This window comes from Lentzea sp. (assembly GCF_035525475.1).
Classification (GTDB): domain Bacteria; phylum Actinomycetota; class Actinomycetes; order Mycobacteriales; family Pseudonocardiaceae; genus Lentzea.
On the sequence record NZ_DATLEC010000037.1, the window covers coordinates 1 to 15,059 of the forward strand.

Consider the following 15,059-nt stretch of genomic DNA (forward strand, 5'->3'; position numbering starts at 1 on the left):
GCGTGCGTGGCGCGTGCACGACCGCGGTGAGCTCGAGATCCGCGACCGGTCCGGCCGAGCCGCAGCTCATCGCCATGACGTCCTTTGATCGCTCAGAGCACGATCGTGTTCTGGCCCGCGGCGATCTTCCAGGTGCCGTCCTCCTTGGACAGGACGTAGAGCGGGGAGCCCTCGTTCTGGTCGGCGATCGCGGTGCCGTCGAGGGTGACCGGGCGCTGGCGGATCTTCACGGCCGCCACGTCGGGGCGGATGAACAGGACGTTCTCCACCTCGTACGCGGCGGTCGCCTCCTTCGTCGAGCCGGGCAGTTTCTGGCGCGTGAAGGAGGCGATCTCGTCCAGGCCCGTGAGCCGCCTGCCGTGCGCGGTGGTCCAGATCGCGTCCTCGCGGAAGAGGCCGATGAACTCCTCCGCGAGCTCGTTCTGCTGCGAGTGCTGGACGGTGGCCACGAGCTTCTCGATCTCGGTTGTGTCGCTCATGTCCTGGATCTTCGTACCTCCAGCGAGCTGGAGGTCAAGTCATTCGCGGGGCGCGACCCTGGACTCGTAGGAGGCGGGGCGGTACCGCGGGTCGAAGAAGCAGCCCGTGCCGTACTTCTCGTCGTGGCCGCGGCAGGAGGAGGCGATCAGGAACGGGTTGGAGCGCACGCCGTACTTCTCCCACGCCTGCAGCGACCGCAGGGCCGCCGCGTACTCGGAGTCGCTGAACGCGCTGTGCGTCGCCTCGGTCGTGAAGGTCTGCACGAGGTTGTACCACCGGCCGGCCTTCAGCACGGTGTCGCGGTACGCGGACTCGTGCTCCACGAATGCCGTCGGGTCGCCGATCGCGTGCACCGACAGCACCGGGATGTCGATCTTGCCGGTGAGGTCGCTGTCGTAGGCGAGCTCGGCGCGGGCCGCCGGGTCGGCCGCGAAGCGTTCGACGCCCGCGTTCAGCGCCGTGTCGTCGTGCGAGCCCTTGTAGACGACACCGGTGTTGCTGAACGGGTTCCGGTCACCCAGGCGGTTGTGCACGATGTCGCGGAACGTGAACGTCGCGAAGTTCAGGTGCGAGTTCAGGGTCTCCTCGGGGATCTTCGTGACCGCCAGGACGTCGTTCAGCTTCTGCTGCTGCTCGGGTGTGCGACTTCCCGCGACGCCCAGGCATTCCTCGATGCGGCCGCGCAGACCGGCGGTCGTCATCGTCGAGTCGGCGCGGAGTCCCTGCCACAGCGGGTACTGCACCTCGGACGGGCGCGGGTGGTTGCCGCAGTAGTACTGGTAGACCGCGCGCAGGTCGACGCGGTAGTCGTAACCGCGCGAACCGCCGGCCATGACGCCGCTGGTGAGCAGGGCCGCGTCATAGCCCTGGTACAGCTCGATGGTCTTGGCCGCGACGTTGCCGCCCCACGACTGCCCGTGGAGGAAGACCTTGTGCGGCTTGAGCATCGCGCTGACCATCTTGCGCAGGTTGTCGGTGTCCTCGGCGGCCATCCGCGTGCCGTAGCCGCCGCGCCGGTACGACGTGCCCGCCCACGCGTAGCCCTCCTTGACCATGACGGCCCAGCGGTTCAGGTCGTCACGGGTGCGCTCGGGTGTGGGGTCACCGAGGTCGGGCCCGCCGTGCGAGTGCACGACCAGGGTCTTGTTCCACTTCTTCGGCACGGCGATCGTGTAGTAGGCGCCATTGGCGTCCCGGCCCTCGTAGCAGGTGGTGCCGGCGGGGACGTTCTCCGGGCACGGCGCTGTCGGGGGCAGGTGTACCGGCGACGTGAGACTCGCGGTGAGTGCGAAGGCCAGCAGGACATTCATGGCGGGAATCGTGGGTCCGGTCCGCCAGGTGGTCCAGATCACTCGTGCAAACTTGGGATTTCCCTGACGTTGCGACGTGGTGTGCCGGATGAACCGACCATGATCGCGGTACGGTCGTGGCGTGCGGTACCCACCTGAACCGTGGCACATGCGGGGATCTGCCGTGATCTCGGTGTTCCGAGTTCCTCGCGGCCAGGTCCCGAGCGACCACCTGCCCACCGGCGCGCGGCTGATCACGCTGGCGGGCAACACTTTCGTGGCAGTGGCCTTCGTGTCGTACGAACCGGGCAGCGTGCTCACCTACGAGGAGCTGCTCGTGGCCGCGCCGGTCCGCGACCGCGGCTCGGTGGCCGTGTCGGTGCCGCAGATCTGGGTCGACAGCGAGGCGTCCCGGGACGGCGGCCGGGAACTGTGGGCCATCCCGAAGCAGCTCGCCCGCTTCGGCCGGGGCTCGTCGATCGCGGCGGTCGCCGCCACCGGAGGCGTCCCGCTCCCCGGCCGGTGGAAGTTCGCCGGCCCCACCGCGCAACGCCTCGACGGCAGGGACGTGCGCGCACGCGCGGCGATGTCCGGCCGGATCCGCCTGGTCAGGACCGGGTGGATGATTCCGGCCGACGGACCGCTGGGCTACCTCACCGGGCGGACGCCGCTGGTCAGCGTCGCTCTGGACGACATGCGGCTGACATTCGGTCAGGCCCCGTAGCGGACGCTGTTCAGCACGTGCCGCGCCCACGCGTGGTCGGCCGGGTCGTCGTAGAGGCACGTGACGAGCAACAGCTCACCGAACCGCGCGACGTGCCCGTGGAACTCGTGGTGAGAGCCAACGCCGAGCCACAACGCGTGTCGCAGCTCGACGCCGTTCTCGACCAGGAACCGCTGGTCGGCGGGCACGTCCGGCGCACCCGCGAGCGCTGTCTCGAGGAATCGGGAGGCGGGTGTGCCCGGCGCCTTGCGGGTGTCGAGGAAGACCGTCCGGCCGGGCCCCGCGAACCGCAGGCCGTCCGGCAGCAGGTGCGGGATGGTCCCGGCGGTGCGCTCGACGCTCCACGGGCCGCGCAGCTGCTGCCGGATCGAGATCGGCAGCTCCACCGGGAACGCGCTCAGCACCCGGTCGCGGTCCCAGGTCGTCCCGAGCAACGGGTGCGCGACGAGCTCGAGCGGTGCACCGGGCTCCACCACCTCCCCGACGACCTCGGCACCGTCCAGGTCGTTCCACGGCTTGATGTCGTGCGCGAACGTGCCGGTCAGCCGCAGCGAGGGAGCACCCCACACGGCGGCCGCGCGCCGAGCGTCCGGAACGCTGACCCGCATCCACGCGTCGAACCACAGCTCCAGGTCGCCGGTCAGCTCGACGGGCAGCGCGCACCGGACGTACGCGGCCCCGGAACCCACCAGCACGTTGCCGCCCGCCAGGCGTTCGGCACCCGACGCGGAGGGCGGCAGGCCGAGGTCGAGGTCGATGGCCCCGGACTCGTCGACCTCGGCGCCGCAGCACGCGCAGGCGCTCACCCGGCGTACCGGACGCTGTTGAGGACGTGCTGCGCCCACGCGCTGTCGGTGGGGTAGCGGTAGACGCACCGCACGGACAGCATCGTGCCGCGCCGCACCACGTGCCCGTGGAACACCTGCTCCTCGTGACCGTCGATGACCTCGCTGAGCCAGAACGCGTGCCGCAGCTCCTCGCCGTCGTGCTGCACGGAGTGCTCCGCGGTCGCCGGGTAGCCGTCGAGCACCGCGCCCAGGAAGTCACTCGGGCTGCCGTCCGTGAGGTCGGCGTAGACGTCGATGCTCACACACCGGCCGGGGCTCGAGAACCGGACCGTGCGGCCCTCGATCACGCAACGCATGCCCTCGGTGCGCTCGATGGTCCACACCTCACCGAACTTCTCGCGGACGGCGACCGGCAACGGGTGGCGGATGCGGCTCAGCACCTCGTCGCGGTCCCATTCGCGCTCCAGCAACGGGTGCGAGGTGTAGTACGGCAGCTCGTCGGCGTTGAGGACGGCGGCCTCGGCGTGCACACCGAGGAGGTCCCACGGCTTGATGGCGTTCGCGAACCTGCCGGACAGGCGCAGGTTCGCGTACTCGCTGTCGTTGTCCCACACGGCGTGGGCGTACATCGCGTCGACTTTGCTGATCCGCATCCACGCGCCGAACACGAGCTCTGTTCCGCCGGTCAGCGCAACCGGGAGCAGACAACGGATGTACGTGTCACCGTCCGGCCCGACGAGCAGTCCGCCTGTCGGCGCGGCGAGTTGCTCGCCAGGCACGCCGATCAGTTGCTCCGGACGGTTCAACCGGTAGTCGATGCGGTCCGTTGACGCGATCTCGGCTCCGCAGCATCCGCATTGGACGGTCATGCGCGCATGGTAGTGCGGCGACCTCAATCGTCACCGCGCCCTCCACCGCTCCGCGAGCAGTCGGGAGCGCACCAGAAAGCGCACTCCCAGTGGCGCTTCCAGCGAGAAACCGCTCCCACGACCGGGCACGACGTCGATCGTCAGGTGCGTGTGGCTCCAGTGCTCGAACTGGGCGGCGGACATCCAGACGGGCACGGAGAACGAGTCCACCGCGAGGTCGCCCAGGTGCACGTCGGACGACCCCGTGCGGAACTCCCCGGCGGGGTAGCACATCGGGGCCGAGCCGTCGCAGCAGCCGCCGGACTGGTGGAACATCAGCTCGCCGTGGTCGGTCCGGAGGCGGCGGAGAACCTCCGCCGCCTCCGGGGTCAGGGCCACGCGGGCCATCAGAAGAAGCCCTGGGCGTTCTGGGAGTAGCTGACGAGCAGGTTCTTGGTCTGCTGGTAGTGGTCGAGCATCATGCGGTGGTTCTCGCGGCCGATGCCGGACTGCTTGTAGCCGCCGAACGCCGCGTGCGCCGGGTAGGCGTGGTAGTTGTTCACCCACACGCGGCCGGCCTGGATGTCGCGGCCCGCTCGGTAGGCGACGGAACCGTCGCGCGACCACACGCCCGCGCCGAGGCCGTAGAGGGTGTCGTTGGCGGTCTTCATGGCGTCGTCGTAGTCGGAGAACTGCGTGACGGCGACGACCGGGCCGAAGATCTCCTCCTGGAAGATCCGCATCTTGTTGTCGCCCTCGAACACCGTCGGCGTCACGTAGTAGCCGCCGGACAGCTCGCCGCCGAGGTCCGCGCGCTCGCCGCCGGCCAGGACGCGGGCGCCCTCCTGCCTGCCGATGTCGATGTACGACAGGATCTTCTCGAGCTGGTCGTTGGACGCCTGCGCGCCGATCATCGTCTCGGTGTCGAGCGGGTGGCCCTGCCTGACGGCCTTGGTGCGCTCGACGGCGTCACCGAGGAACTGGTCGTACACGGAGCTCTGGATCAGGGCGCGCGACGGGCACGTGCAGACCTCGCCCTGGTTCAGCGCGAACATCGCGAAGCCCTCGAGAGCCTTGTCGTAGAACGCGTCCCGCTCCGAGGCGACGTCGGAGAAGAACACGTTCGGCGACTTGCCGCCGAGCTCCAGCGTGACGGGGATGATGTTCTCGCTGGCGTACTGCATGATCAACCGGCCGGTGGTCGTCTCGCCGGTGAAGGCCACCTTCGCGACGCGGCGCGACGACGCGAGCGGCTTGCCCGCCTCGACGCCGAAGCCGTTGACCACGTTCACGACGCCCGGCGGGAGCAGGTCGGCGATCAGCTCCACCAGGACGTGGATCGACGCCGGGGTCTGCTCGGCCGGCTTGAGCACCACGGCGTTGCCCGCAGCGAGGGCGGGCGCGAGCTTCCAGACCGCCATCAGGATCGGGAAGTTCCACGGGATGATCTGCCCGACGACGCCGAGCGGCTCGTGGAAGTGGTAGGCGACCAGGTCCTCGTCGATCTGCGAGATGCCGCCCTCCTGGGCGCGGATCGCGCCCGCGAAGTAGCGGAAGTGGTCGACCGCGAGCGGCAGGTCGGCGGCCAGCGTCTCGCGGATCGGCTTGCCGTTGTCCCACGTCTCCGCGACGGCCAGCTTCTCGAGGTTCGCCTCCATCCGGTCGGCGATCTTGTTCAGCACGTTCGCGCGGTCCGCGACCGACGTCCTGCCCCACGCGCGGGCGGCGCCGTGGGCCGCGTCGAGCGCGCGGTCGACGTCCTCGGCGGTGCCGCGGGCGATCTCGGTGAACTCCTCACCGGTGATCGGGGTGGGGTTGGCGAAGTACCCGCCCTTGGCGGGCGGGACGTACTCGCCCCCGATGAAGTGGTCGTACCGGTCCCGGTACGTCACCACGCTGTCCGGTTGTCCTGGAGCGGCGTACTTCGCCATCGTCGGGCCTCCCGCGTCGTTGCGAACAGGCGGCGAACGTAGAACCGCGGACGTTTCACCGGCGTTGCATCCGATCGGAGCAATCCCGGGCTTGCCGCTGCGGCGGTACGGCCTGCATCCTGGACCGATGGACCCAGTCGAGCTGGGTGCCGCACGTCCGGTGATCTCCGAGTCGTGGCGGCGCTCCCTTGCCGCGCGCGTCGACCCGGACCGCCACGAGGCACCGGTCGTCTACGCGCCCGACGAGGTCGCCGACCTGCGCGGCACGCACCCGCTCGCCGAGACCGTGCCGCTGCTGGAGCAGACGCTGTCGATGGACGACACGATCATGATCGTCACCGACACCCGCGGGCACGTGCTGTGGTGCGAGGGCGACAACCGGGTCCGCCACAAGGCCGAACGAGTCCACCTCACCGAGGGCGCTCGCTGGAGCGAGGACGTCATCGGCACGAACGCGATGGGCACCGCGCTCGCGACCGGCCGGCCCGTCACCGTGCACTCCCGCGAGCACCTGGTGCGCACCTGCCACGGCTGGACGTGCGCGGCGAGCCCGATCACCGACCCCCACACGGGCGTGCTGCTCGGGGTCGTCGACGTCAGCGGGCCGCTCAAGACCATGCACCCGGCCGTCGCGCAGCTCGTGTCGGCCGCCGCCCAGCTCGCGCAGCACCACCTGAAGCAGTTCGCGCCGCGTCAGCACGTGCTGACGCTCGACTTCCTCGGCGGGCTGCACGCCGACCTCGACGGCAGGTCGCTGGCGCTGACGTTGCGCAACGCCGAGGTGCTGACCGCGCTCGCGTTGCACCCCAAGGGACTCACGGCCGAGCAGCTCGCGTTGTCGCTCTACGGGGAACGCGGGAACCCGACCACGGTCCGCGCCGAGCTGCACCGGCTGCGCGCGCAGCTCGGCGGTGTCCTGCTGACGAGGCCGTACCGGCTCGACGCCGTGGTGCGCGGCGACTTCCTGGACGTGCGGACCGCCTTGAGGTCGGGCGACGCGGGCAGGGCCACCCGGCGCTACAGCGGCGAGCTGCTGGCCCGGTCGGACGCGCCGGTGGTCCGCGAGGAACGGGCCGACCTCGCGACGGCGGTGCGCAAGGGCGTGCTGGAGCGGGGAGACCTCGACGCGCTGCTCGCGTTCGCGGACAGCGGGGACGACGCCGAGGTGCTCGAACGCCTGCGGTCGCTGCTCCCGGTCACGGACCCCCGTCACGCTCTTGTCTCCTCGCGCCTGAGAAGGGCGTTGGAATAGGCTTTCCCGCCGGGGAGGGCACAGTGAAGCAGTGCATCAACTGCATGACCAGGTTGCCGCGCAAGGAGGTCACCGAGGTCGCGTGGTGCGGTTTGTGCGCGCCGTGCCTGGAGGTCGTGGCGGACCAGATGAAGGTCCTGCACGACAGGCCAGGCGGCGCGCCCGTGCAGATCCTGCAGTGCGGCTGGTGCGGTGTGGCGCGGTCCTGCGCCGTCGGCCGGCGGACGCGGTGCCTGGTGTGCCTGGACGACAGGTCGGTGCCGGACCCGGCGGTGCGGAAGATCGCGCACCGGCTGGAGCTCGACGGCGACGGCTGGCGGGAGAGCTCGGAGCTGATCGCGGCGACGACCGTGAAGATTCGCCTCGCCAAGTACTTCCAGCCGGGCTGGACTGTGCTCGCGACCGATGTGCACGGCCTGCCGTGGACGGGGTTCCGGTGGCTGACGAAGTCGCACGGCACGTGGGGCCGCGACGAGGAGACAGGCGAAGTGCAGCGGCTCAGGCGCTCACGCGGCGAGGAGACGCTGCTGTACCTGGTGCGGTACGGGAAGGTGCTCAAGTTCGGGCGGGGCAACGCCGACCGCGTCGGCGGGCACGTCGCCCAGGGCGCGGTGCCCGTGCTGGTGCTGTCGGCGCCGAGCCAGCAGATCGTCGTCGCGCGGGACCGCCTCAAACGCTTGCACCGCACCGAGATGGTCTCCCAGCGGACCCCGGTGGACCTCTTCGCCGTGCTGCCGGACGGGCTCGACGTCACCGAGCGGTTTCAGCGGAGTTGATCGCGCCCCGACTGGGTAGCCCAGCGGTGTGGACGAGATCGTCGCGGTGGGACAGATGGCGCGGGACCTGGTGCTCGTCGTCGACGAGGTGCCGGGCCCCGGCGACACGACGCCCGTGCGGGAACGCCGGGAGATGCTCGGCGGCAAGGGCGCGAACATCGCCGTCGGCCTGGCCCAGCTGGGCGCACCGGTCGCGCTCGTCGGCGTGGTCGGGGACGACGACGTCGGCGCGCGCCTGATCGCGCGGGCAGCGGCGGACGGGATCGCGACCGAGGCCGTGGTGCGCAGGCCGGACACCGAGACGGGGCTGATCGTGGACCTCGTCGCGGACGGCTGGCGGTACCTGGGGCACCTGCCCGACGCCGTGCGGCTGCGCGAGGACGACCTGCCGATCGACCTCATCACGCGTGCGGCGGCCGAGCCGCTGTCCGGCCGGACGATCAAGACCGCGAACGACGCCGTGGAGGCGGCCCGCGAGGTGCGGGCGTTGGGGCCAAATCTCGTCGCGTTCGCCGTCGACGACGTGGGCGACGTGGGCGACGTGTTCGCGGGGGACTCGGGGCAGCTGGTGGTGCCCCCGGGAGACGTCGAGGTCGTGGACACGACCGGCCGCGGTGACGCGTTCGTGGCGGCGCTGACGTTCTCCCTCACGCGGGGCGACGGTCCCGAGGAGGCCGCGCGCCGTGCGGTCGAGGCGTCCGGGGATACCGTCTCGCACCTCGGCGGACGCCCGACGCTCACCGCGCGCTGATCAGGCGCGTTATCGTTGTCAACGTCCGGTGAGGGGAGGTTCGCGTGCGAGTGCTCGCTGTAGTGCTGTTGTTGCTGTTCTCCGCCACGCCCGCACAGGCCGCCTCCGGCACGTACGTGCGGCTCGGCCACTTCTCCAAGGACCAGGCGCGTGTCGACGCGACGCTCGACGGCGTCAAGCTCGGCACCCTGGACTACGCAGACCTCTACGACTACCGGCGCGTCGAGCCGGGGGAGCACGTCGTCGAGTTCCGCACGGCCGGGGCCGGTGACGGGAACCCGGTGCTGCGGTCCGTGCTCGTGCGGGCGGGCTTGGGCAAGGCGTACACGATCATCGACATCGCGTCGTCGATGAAGGTGCTGGAGGACGACGTCAGCCTCCCGGCGAACGGGCAGGCGCGGCTGCGGGTGATCAACGCGGGCGACGCCGAGACGGACCTCGTGCGCGGCGGCGTGGCCGTGCACCGCGCCGTGCAGCCGACCACCACGACCGGCTACGTCGACCTGCAGCCCGGTTCGGAGGCGCTGGAGGTGCTGCAACGCGGCAAGGAGCCGACGCGGCTGGACGCCCCGGCCGAGGCCGGCACCGTCTACTCGTTGCTGGTCAGCGCGCGGCGGATCGAGCTGCGGACCGACGCCAAGGCCGCCGAGGTCGTGCCCGGTGGCGGTCAGGAGACCGGGTTCGGCGGCATGGCGGGCGGCTGGGACTGGCTCACCGCGCTGGTCATCGCGCTCATCGTGGGCGTCGCGATGTACTCGGTGCGCGGCAGGCTCTTCCGGTTCGGCTGATGGGCAGGGGCAAGCTCCTGATGGGCACCGCGGTGCTCGTCACGCTGATCTACGTCGTCAAGGGGCCCGGCGCGGACGAGGCGCCGGAACCGGTGACGGTGCGGATCCCGTCGATCGGCGTCGAGACTTCGCTCGAAGCGCTGGAGGTGGACTCCGCAGGGGTCCTGGAACCGCCCACGCGCGCCGACAAGGCCGGCTGGTACGCCAAGGGCGTGGCGCCGGGCGACGCGGGACCGGCGGTGATCGCGGGGCACGTCGACTCGAAGACCGGTCCCGGCGTGTTCTTCCGGCTGCCCGAGCTGCGGCCCGGCGCCGAGGTGCTGGTCGAGCGCGAGGACGGCAGCGAGGTCACGTTCGTCGTGAGCAGCAGCTACTCGACGGAGAAGACCGCGTTCCCGACGGCCGTCGTGTACGCGCCGACACCGTTGTCGGAGCTGCGGCTGGTTACCTGCGGCGGCGAGTTCGACAGGCTCGCCGGCAGCTACCGGAACAACGTCATCGTGGAAGCGGTGCTGAAAGCCTGACCGTCTCGTCGGCCCACCTGGCCAGCAGGGTGGCGTCGTGCGAGATCGCCAGCACGCCCGCGCCGGTGCGTTCCTGGTAGGCGCGGATCACGCCGACGAGCGCGGCGGTCGTGGAGGCGTCCAGCATCGTCGTCATCTCGTCGCAGATCAGGTAGCGCGGGTTCAGCGCTAGCGCGCGGGCGAGGCAGGCCCGTTGCAGCTGGCCGTCGCTCACCTCGTGCGGCCTGCGGTCGAGCAGGTCGCCGGTGAGCATGACGAGGTCCGCGAGCTCCTCGACGCGGTCGGCCCCTGGTTCCGCGATCGCCCGCCGGAGCGTGAACCGCGGGTCGACGGACAGCCTCGGCTGCTGGAACAGCACGCCGATCCTCGTGCGCTGGGCGGCCTTGAACCGGTACCCGGTGACCGTCTCGCCGTCGATCTCCACGGTTCCGGCGAAGGGCTTGTGCAGCAACGCGAGCACCCGCGCCACAGTGGACTTGCCGGAGCCGCTGGGCCCGGCGAGCCCGACGGTCTGTCCCGGCCGGACGGTCAGGCTGACGTCCGTGACCACCGGACCGCTGTACCCGGCGGTGATGCCGGTCCCGGTCAGCACGGGCGGTGGCACGCGACGGCGTGCGGGTCGTCGGTCAGCACGGGGCGTTCCTCGCAGATCGCGGTGGCCTGGTCGCAGCGCGGGGCGAACGCGCAGCCGGCCGGCAGGTTCGTGAGCAGGGGCGGCTGGCCGGGGATCGGGAGGAAGTCCCGCTCCGGCAACGCGTTCGCGAGGCCGCGCGCGTAGGGGTGCCTGGCGTTGCCGAGCACCTCGTGCGCCGGGCCGACCTCGACGATCCGTCCCGCGTACATCACCGCGATCCGGTCGGCGATCTTGTGCGCCGCCGCGAGGTCGTGGGTGATCAGCAGGACGGCGTGACCGTCGTCGACCAGCCTGCGGAACTCGGCGAGCAGGCCGTCGACGAGGTCGCGGTCGAGGCCGGTCGTGGGTTCGTCGGCGATGAGCAGCCACGGGTCGCCGACCAGCGCCAACGCGTTCGCGACGCGTTGGGCCATGCCGCCGGACAGCTCGTGCGGGTAGCGGTCGAGGTGCTCAGGCTGCAGTCCGGCCCTGGTCGCGGCCTGGGCCGCGTCGCCGTTCAGGACGCGGGCAGCCTCCTCCAGCTGGGAGCGGGCGGTGCGGACGGGGGTGAGGTGACTGGCCGGACTCTGCGGGATGAGCCCGATCTGGCGGCCGCGGATCGTCGTCGCGAGCTCGTGGTCGGTCGCCTCGAGCAGTTCGACGTCGCCGAGCCGGGCGCTGCCGCTGGTCTCGGCGTTGCCGGGGAGGAACCCGAGCAGGGCGCTGGCGAGCACCGTCTTGCCGCAGCCGCTCTCGCCGACCAGCGCGACGCACTCGCCGGGCCGGATCCGCAACGACACGTCGTTGACCGCCTCGACGGTCGCGCCCTGGAGCGCGAACCGCACCGACACCCGGTCGATCTCCAGGTTCACCACGTCAGCTCCGTGCGCCGCTTGGGGTTGAGCCGGTCCCGCCACACGCCGCTCACGCCGGACACCGCCAGCGTCGTGACGACCAGCAACAGGCCGGGGGCGAGCGACATCCACCAGCCGCCGGTCAGCAGCGACCGCTGGGCGTCGTTGATCATGTTGCCGATGCTGGCCGCGTGCGGGGGCAGCCCCAGGCCCAGGAACGACAGCGCCGTCTCGTGCCACACCGCGTGCGGCACCATCAGCGTCGTCGCGAGCAGGACCTGCGGGGCGACGTTCGGCAGCAGGTGCCTGGTCATCACCTGGACCCTGCTCGCGCCGCCGACGATCGCCGCGTCGATGAACGGCCGGGACTTGAGGGACAGCACCTCCGAGCGCACGATCCGCGCGGCGGTGAGCCAGTGGGTCAGCGCGATCGAGATGATCACCGCGGTGAGGCTCGGCCGCAGCACCGCGACGATCACGATGCCCAGCAGCAGGTGGGGAACCGACGCGAGCGCGTCGACCAGCCGCATCAGCACCCGGTCGAACCAGCCGCCGATCGACCCCGCGAGCGCGCCGACCGCCGTGCCGAGGACCGCGGAGATCACGGCCGCGACCACGCCGACGGTCAGCGACACGCGCAGGGCGTAGACGCAGCGGAGCAGGACGTCGCGGCCGAGTTCGTCGGTGCCGAAGAGGTGTGCCGCGTCCGGCGGCTGGTTGGCGATCGCGAGGTCGACGTACTGCTCGTTGAGGTCCACGACGAGCGGGACGACCACCACGACGAACGCGACAACGGCGAGAACGGTCGCGGACGGCACGAGCCGCCACTTCGGCGACCGGGGCGGGCTCGCCGCGGTGAGGCGGCTGCGCGGCGCGGGACGCCAGGTCAGGTCAGCCATCGAGCGCCACCCTCGGGTCGGCCAGTGCGTACAGGACGTCGGCCAGCAGGTTGCCCAGCAGCACCACGCCGGTCGCCATCACGGTCAGTGCGCCGAGCAGCGCGAAGTCGACGTTCAACGCCGCGTCGACGGTCGCCTTCGCGATGCCCGGCCACGAGAACACGGTCTCCACCAGCAACGCGCCGGTGATCAGCTCGGGCAGCCGGGCGCCCAGCAGCGTGAGGAACGGCAGCAGGGAGGTCCTCAGGGCGTGCCCGGAGACCACGAGGTGGTCCGGCAACCCGCGGGCCCGCGCGCCGACGACGTGGTCCTGCGTGAACGACTCCAGCAGGTTCTGCCGCACGAACAGCACGAACCACGGCGCCTGCGAGATCGCCAGCACCGCCACCGGCAGCACCATGTGCACGGCCACGCCGCCGACGGACACCGGGTCGGACCCCGTCGTGACGCCTCCGCCGGGCAACCACCGCAGCTGCAACGCGAACACGTACAGCACCGCCAGCCCGAGCCAGAACACCGGCGCCGCCTCCAGGGTGTAGCAGCCGCCCGTGATCAGCCGGTCCGGCCACGACCCCTGCCGCCACGCCGCGACCGTGCCGAGCAGCAGCCCGAGCAGCAGGGCCAGCGCGAAGCCGACCGACACGAGCAGCACCGTCCACCCGAGACGGTCGCCGATGACGGCCGACACGGGTTGCTGCAACGACAGGGAGTCGCCCAGGTCGCCCGCCACCGCGTGCGTCAACCAGGCCCAGTACTGCGCGACGACGGGTTCGTCGACGCCCCAGTTCTCGCGCAGCTGGGCCACGCGTTCCGGGGAGGCGCCGATGATCCGCACGCCGAAGTAGCGTTCGACGGGGTCGAAGGGGGAGGCCTTGGCCAGCACGAACAACGCGAAGCTGACCACGAGCAGCACGGGGACCGCGAAGGCCAGGCGCCGCAGCGCCAGCCGGCCGATGGACCGGGTCACGGCTTCGGCGTCCAGCGCTCGAGGTTCCACCACACCGCGTGCACCAGGCCGTGGTCGTGCGGCTCGACCTGGGTCTCCTGGCCGTTCCACCTGTCGCGCAGGACGTAGGTGTGGTCGAGGAACACGAGGAACGCCCAGCCGGGATCGGCCGCGTAGGCCTTCTGGAAGTCGTCGTAGGCCTGCTTGCGGGCCGCGGGGTCGAGGCTGCGGCGCGCGGTGTCGAGTGCGGAGTCCACAGTGGAGTTGCGGTAGAGCGACATGTTCACGTAGCCCTCTTGGCCCGCGTACTTGCTGTGCAGCAACGTGTACGCGGCCGTGTCCGGGTCGTACGGGTCGCCACCGCCCCAGACGGACGCGGCCTCCTTGCGGCGCTGCAGCATGACGTCGAACGTCGTGGCCTCGACCGGCGCGTCGATGCCGAGCTTCGCGATGTCGGACGCCGCGGCCAGCGCGAGCTCCTTGCGCAGCACGTCCGGCGCGGGGTAGAGCACGGGCAGGCGGGCGGGCTGACCGTCCTTGGCGCGCTTGCCGTCCGCTCCCTTGCGCCAGCCGGCCTCGTCGAGCAGCCTCTCGGCCTCGGCGACGTCGTAGGGGAAGGCGGAGCTCTCGCTGTACCAGTCCTTCAGGTGCGGGGAGATCGGCGTGGACGCGGGCTTGCCGGACCCCGCCAGCACCGCGCCGATCATCGCCTGGCGGTTGATGCCGAGGTTGATCGCCCGCCGCACCCCGGCGCTGGAGGTGAACGGCAGCTCCGACGGGATGCCGATGCCGCGGTAGTCGGCCGACGGGTTCTGCACGACGCGGTAGCCGGACTTCTCGCGGTAGGTCCTGGCGAGCTTGGGCGGCAGCACGGTGCCGTCGAACTCGCCTGCCGCCATGCGGGTCGCGCGGGCGTTGTCGTCGGGCACGAAGACCACGGTCACGGACTTGATCGCGGGCGCGCCGCCCCAGTACTTCTCGTTGGCCTTCAACACCATCCGGTCGCCCTTGCGCCACTCGGCGACGGTGTACGGGCCGGTGCCGACGGGGGCGGTGTTGAACGGCGCGCTGTTGATGTCGACGCCGGAGAACTTCGCCGCCGGCACGATGCCGAGCGCCAGTTGCTGGGCGAACGGCGCGTAGGGGTAGGAGAGCCTGAACTCGACCGTCTGCCGGTCGGTGGCCACGACGTCGGTCACCGCGTCGAACCGCGAGGCGATCGTGGAGTTCACCTTCGTGTCCAGCACGGACTTGTAGGTGAACACGACGTCCTGCGCGGTTACCGGCGTGCCGTCGGAGAACGTGATGTCCTCGCGCAGCCTGGCCGTCCACGTCAGCCCGTCCGCGGACGCCGTGGGCAGCTCGGAGGCCAGCGCAGGCTTGAGAGCCAGCGAGGCGTCCCGCGCGACCAGTCCGTCGAAGATCTTCGCGGCGCCGTCGGGCGCGTACCCGAGCACCGGGTTGAGGTTCTCGGGCTCACTGCCCGCACCGATCACGATGGACGTCGCCGAGCCGGTCGTCGCGCCGTCCGGTGACGAGCACCCGGCCAGCAGGACGACGGCCAGCAGAACTGCGCGCCGCATCCAGTTCCTCCCC

At 71.2% G+C, this 15,059-nt stretch carries 17 protein-coding genes; 6 read left to right on the forward strand and 11 right to left on the reverse strand.

Annotated elements, in window-relative coordinates; all coding sequences use genetic code 11:
* Positions 1 to 92 precede the first annotated feature (92 nt).
* Entirely contained in the window at positions 93 to 479 is a 387-nt protein-coding gene (locus tag VM306_RS05585) for an SgcJ/EcaC family oxidoreductase (protein WP_325511585.1), read from the reverse strand.
* A gap of 39 nt (positions 480 to 518) precedes the next feature.
* Complete coding sequence (locus VM306_RS05590) at positions 519 to 1,790, reverse strand: hypothetical protein (RefSeq protein WP_325511587.1); 1,272 nt, start codon at positions 1,788 to 1,790, stop codon at positions 519 to 521.
* 172 nt (positions 1,791 to 1,962) lie between these two features.
* Here VM306_RS05590 and VM306_RS05595 point away from each other — a divergent pair, with 172 nt between their 5' ends.
* The gene (locus tag VM306_RS05595; RefSeq protein WP_325511589.1) at positions 1,963 to 2,493 is read left to right on the forward strand and encodes an acetoacetate decarboxylase family protein; all 531 of its coding nucleotides are present in this window, start codon (positions 1,963 to 1,965) and stop codon (positions 2,491 to 2,493) included.
* Here VM306_RS05595 and VM306_RS05600 read toward each other — a convergent pair.
* From VM306_RS05600 to VM306_RS05615, 4 genes are read right to left on the reverse strand one after another with little or no spacing between them, the layout of a single operon-like run.
* Complete coding sequence (locus VM306_RS05600; RefSeq protein WP_325511591.1) at positions 2,481 to 3,299, reverse strand: hypothetical protein; 819 nt, start codon at positions 3,297 to 3,299, stop codon at positions 2,481 to 2,483. The two genes, VM306_RS05595 and VM306_RS05600, sit on opposite strands and share 13 nt — an antisense overlap.
* Positions 3,296 to 4,150 carry a DUF2199 domain-containing protein gene (locus VM306_RS05605; protein ID WP_325511593.1) on the reverse strand — a complete coding sequence of 285 codons (855 nt, stop codon included), beginning with the start codon at positions 4,148 to 4,150 and terminating at the stop codon, positions 3,296 to 3,298. Before VM306_RS05605 ends, VM306_RS05600 begins: the two co-directional genes overlap by 4 nt.
* A 30-nt stretch (positions 4,151 to 4,180) precedes the next feature.
* Entirely contained in the window at positions 4,181 to 4,537 is a 357-nt protein-coding gene (locus VM306_RS05610) for a DUF779 domain-containing protein (protein WP_325511595.1), read from the reverse strand.
* Positions 4,537 to 6,060, reverse strand: coding sequence for an aldehyde dehydrogenase family protein (locus VM306_RS05615; RefSeq protein WP_325511597.1), 1,524 nt, complete (start codon positions 6,058 to 6,060; stop codon positions 4,537 to 4,539). The genes VM306_RS05610 and VM306_RS05615 overlap by 1 nt, the downstream gene beginning before the upstream one ends.
* A 127-nt stretch (positions 6,061 to 6,187) precedes the next feature.
* Between VM306_RS05615 and VM306_RS05620 the strand changes: the two genes are divergently transcribed.
* From VM306_RS05620 to VM306_RS05640, 5 genes are read left to right on the forward strand one after another with little or no spacing between them, the layout of a single operon-like run.
* Positions 6,188 to 7,312 carry a GAF domain-containing protein gene (locus tag VM306_RS05620; protein ID WP_325511599.1) on the forward strand — a complete coding sequence of 375 codons (1,125 nt, stop codon included), beginning with the start codon at positions 6,188 to 6,190 and terminating at the stop codon, positions 7,310 to 7,312.
* A 23-nt stretch (positions 7,313 to 7,335) separates the two neighbouring features.
* On the forward strand, positions 7,336 to 8,088 hold the full coding sequence (locus VM306_RS05625) for a hypothetical protein (protein ID WP_325511601.1): 753 nt from the start codon (positions 7,336 to 7,338) through the stop codon (positions 8,086 to 8,088).
* A 28-nt stretch (positions 8,089 to 8,116) separates the two neighbouring features.
* Positions 8,117 to 8,839, forward strand: coding sequence for a carbohydrate kinase family protein (locus VM306_RS05630; protein WP_325511603.1), 723 nt, complete (start codon positions 8,117 to 8,119; stop codon positions 8,837 to 8,839).
* Positions 8,840 to 8,883: 44 nt separating this feature from the next.
* Entirely contained in the window at positions 8,884 to 9,627 is a 744-nt protein-coding gene (locus tag VM306_RS05635) for a DUF4397 domain-containing protein (RefSeq protein WP_325511605.1), read from the forward strand.
* On the forward strand, positions 9,627 to 10,151 hold the full coding sequence (locus VM306_RS05640) for a class F sortase (protein WP_325511607.1): 525 nt from the start codon (positions 9,627 to 9,629) through the stop codon (positions 10,149 to 10,151). The genes VM306_RS05635 and VM306_RS05640 overlap by 1 nt, the downstream gene beginning before the upstream one ends.
* Here the strand turns inward: VM306_RS05640 and VM306_RS05645 are convergent.
* Genes VM306_RS05645 through VM306_RS05665 form a run of 5 tightly spaced genes read right to left on the reverse strand, consistent with a single transcriptional unit; the run spans position 10,123 to position 15,046 of the window.
* Positions 10,123 to 10,743 (reverse strand): ABC transporter ATP-binding protein, encoded by a 621-nt coding sequence (locus VM306_RS05645; RefSeq protein WP_325511609.1) that lies wholly within the window; start codon positions 10,741 to 10,743, stop codon positions 10,123 to 10,125. The genes VM306_RS05640 and VM306_RS05645 overlap by 29 nt on opposite strands.
* Positions 10,737 to 11,639, reverse strand: a complete 903-nt coding sequence (locus VM306_RS05650; RefSeq protein WP_325511611.1) for an ABC transporter ATP-binding protein — start codon at positions 11,637 to 11,639, stop codon at positions 10,737 to 10,739. Before VM306_RS05650 ends, VM306_RS05645 begins: the two co-directional genes overlap by 7 nt.
* The gene (locus tag VM306_RS05655; protein ID WP_325511613.1) at positions 11,633 to 12,517 is read right to left on the reverse strand and encodes an ABC transporter permease; all 885 of its coding nucleotides are present in this window, start codon (positions 12,515 to 12,517) and stop codon (positions 11,633 to 11,635) included. Before VM306_RS05655 ends, VM306_RS05650 begins: the two co-directional genes overlap by 7 nt.
* Positions 12,510 to 13,517 carry an ABC transporter permease gene (locus VM306_RS05660; protein WP_325511615.1) on the reverse strand — a complete coding sequence of 336 codons (1,008 nt, stop codon included), beginning with the start codon at positions 13,515 to 13,517 and terminating at the stop codon, positions 12,510 to 12,512. The genes VM306_RS05655 and VM306_RS05660 overlap by 8 nt, the downstream gene beginning before the upstream one ends.
* A complete protein-coding gene (locus VM306_RS05665) occupies positions 13,481 to 15,046 on the reverse strand; it encodes an ABC transporter substrate-binding protein (RefSeq protein ID WP_325511617.1) in 1,566 nt (521 codons plus the stop codon). Before VM306_RS05665 ends, VM306_RS05660 begins: the two co-directional genes overlap by 37 nt.
* Positions 15,047 to 15,059: the final 13 nt, after the last annotated feature.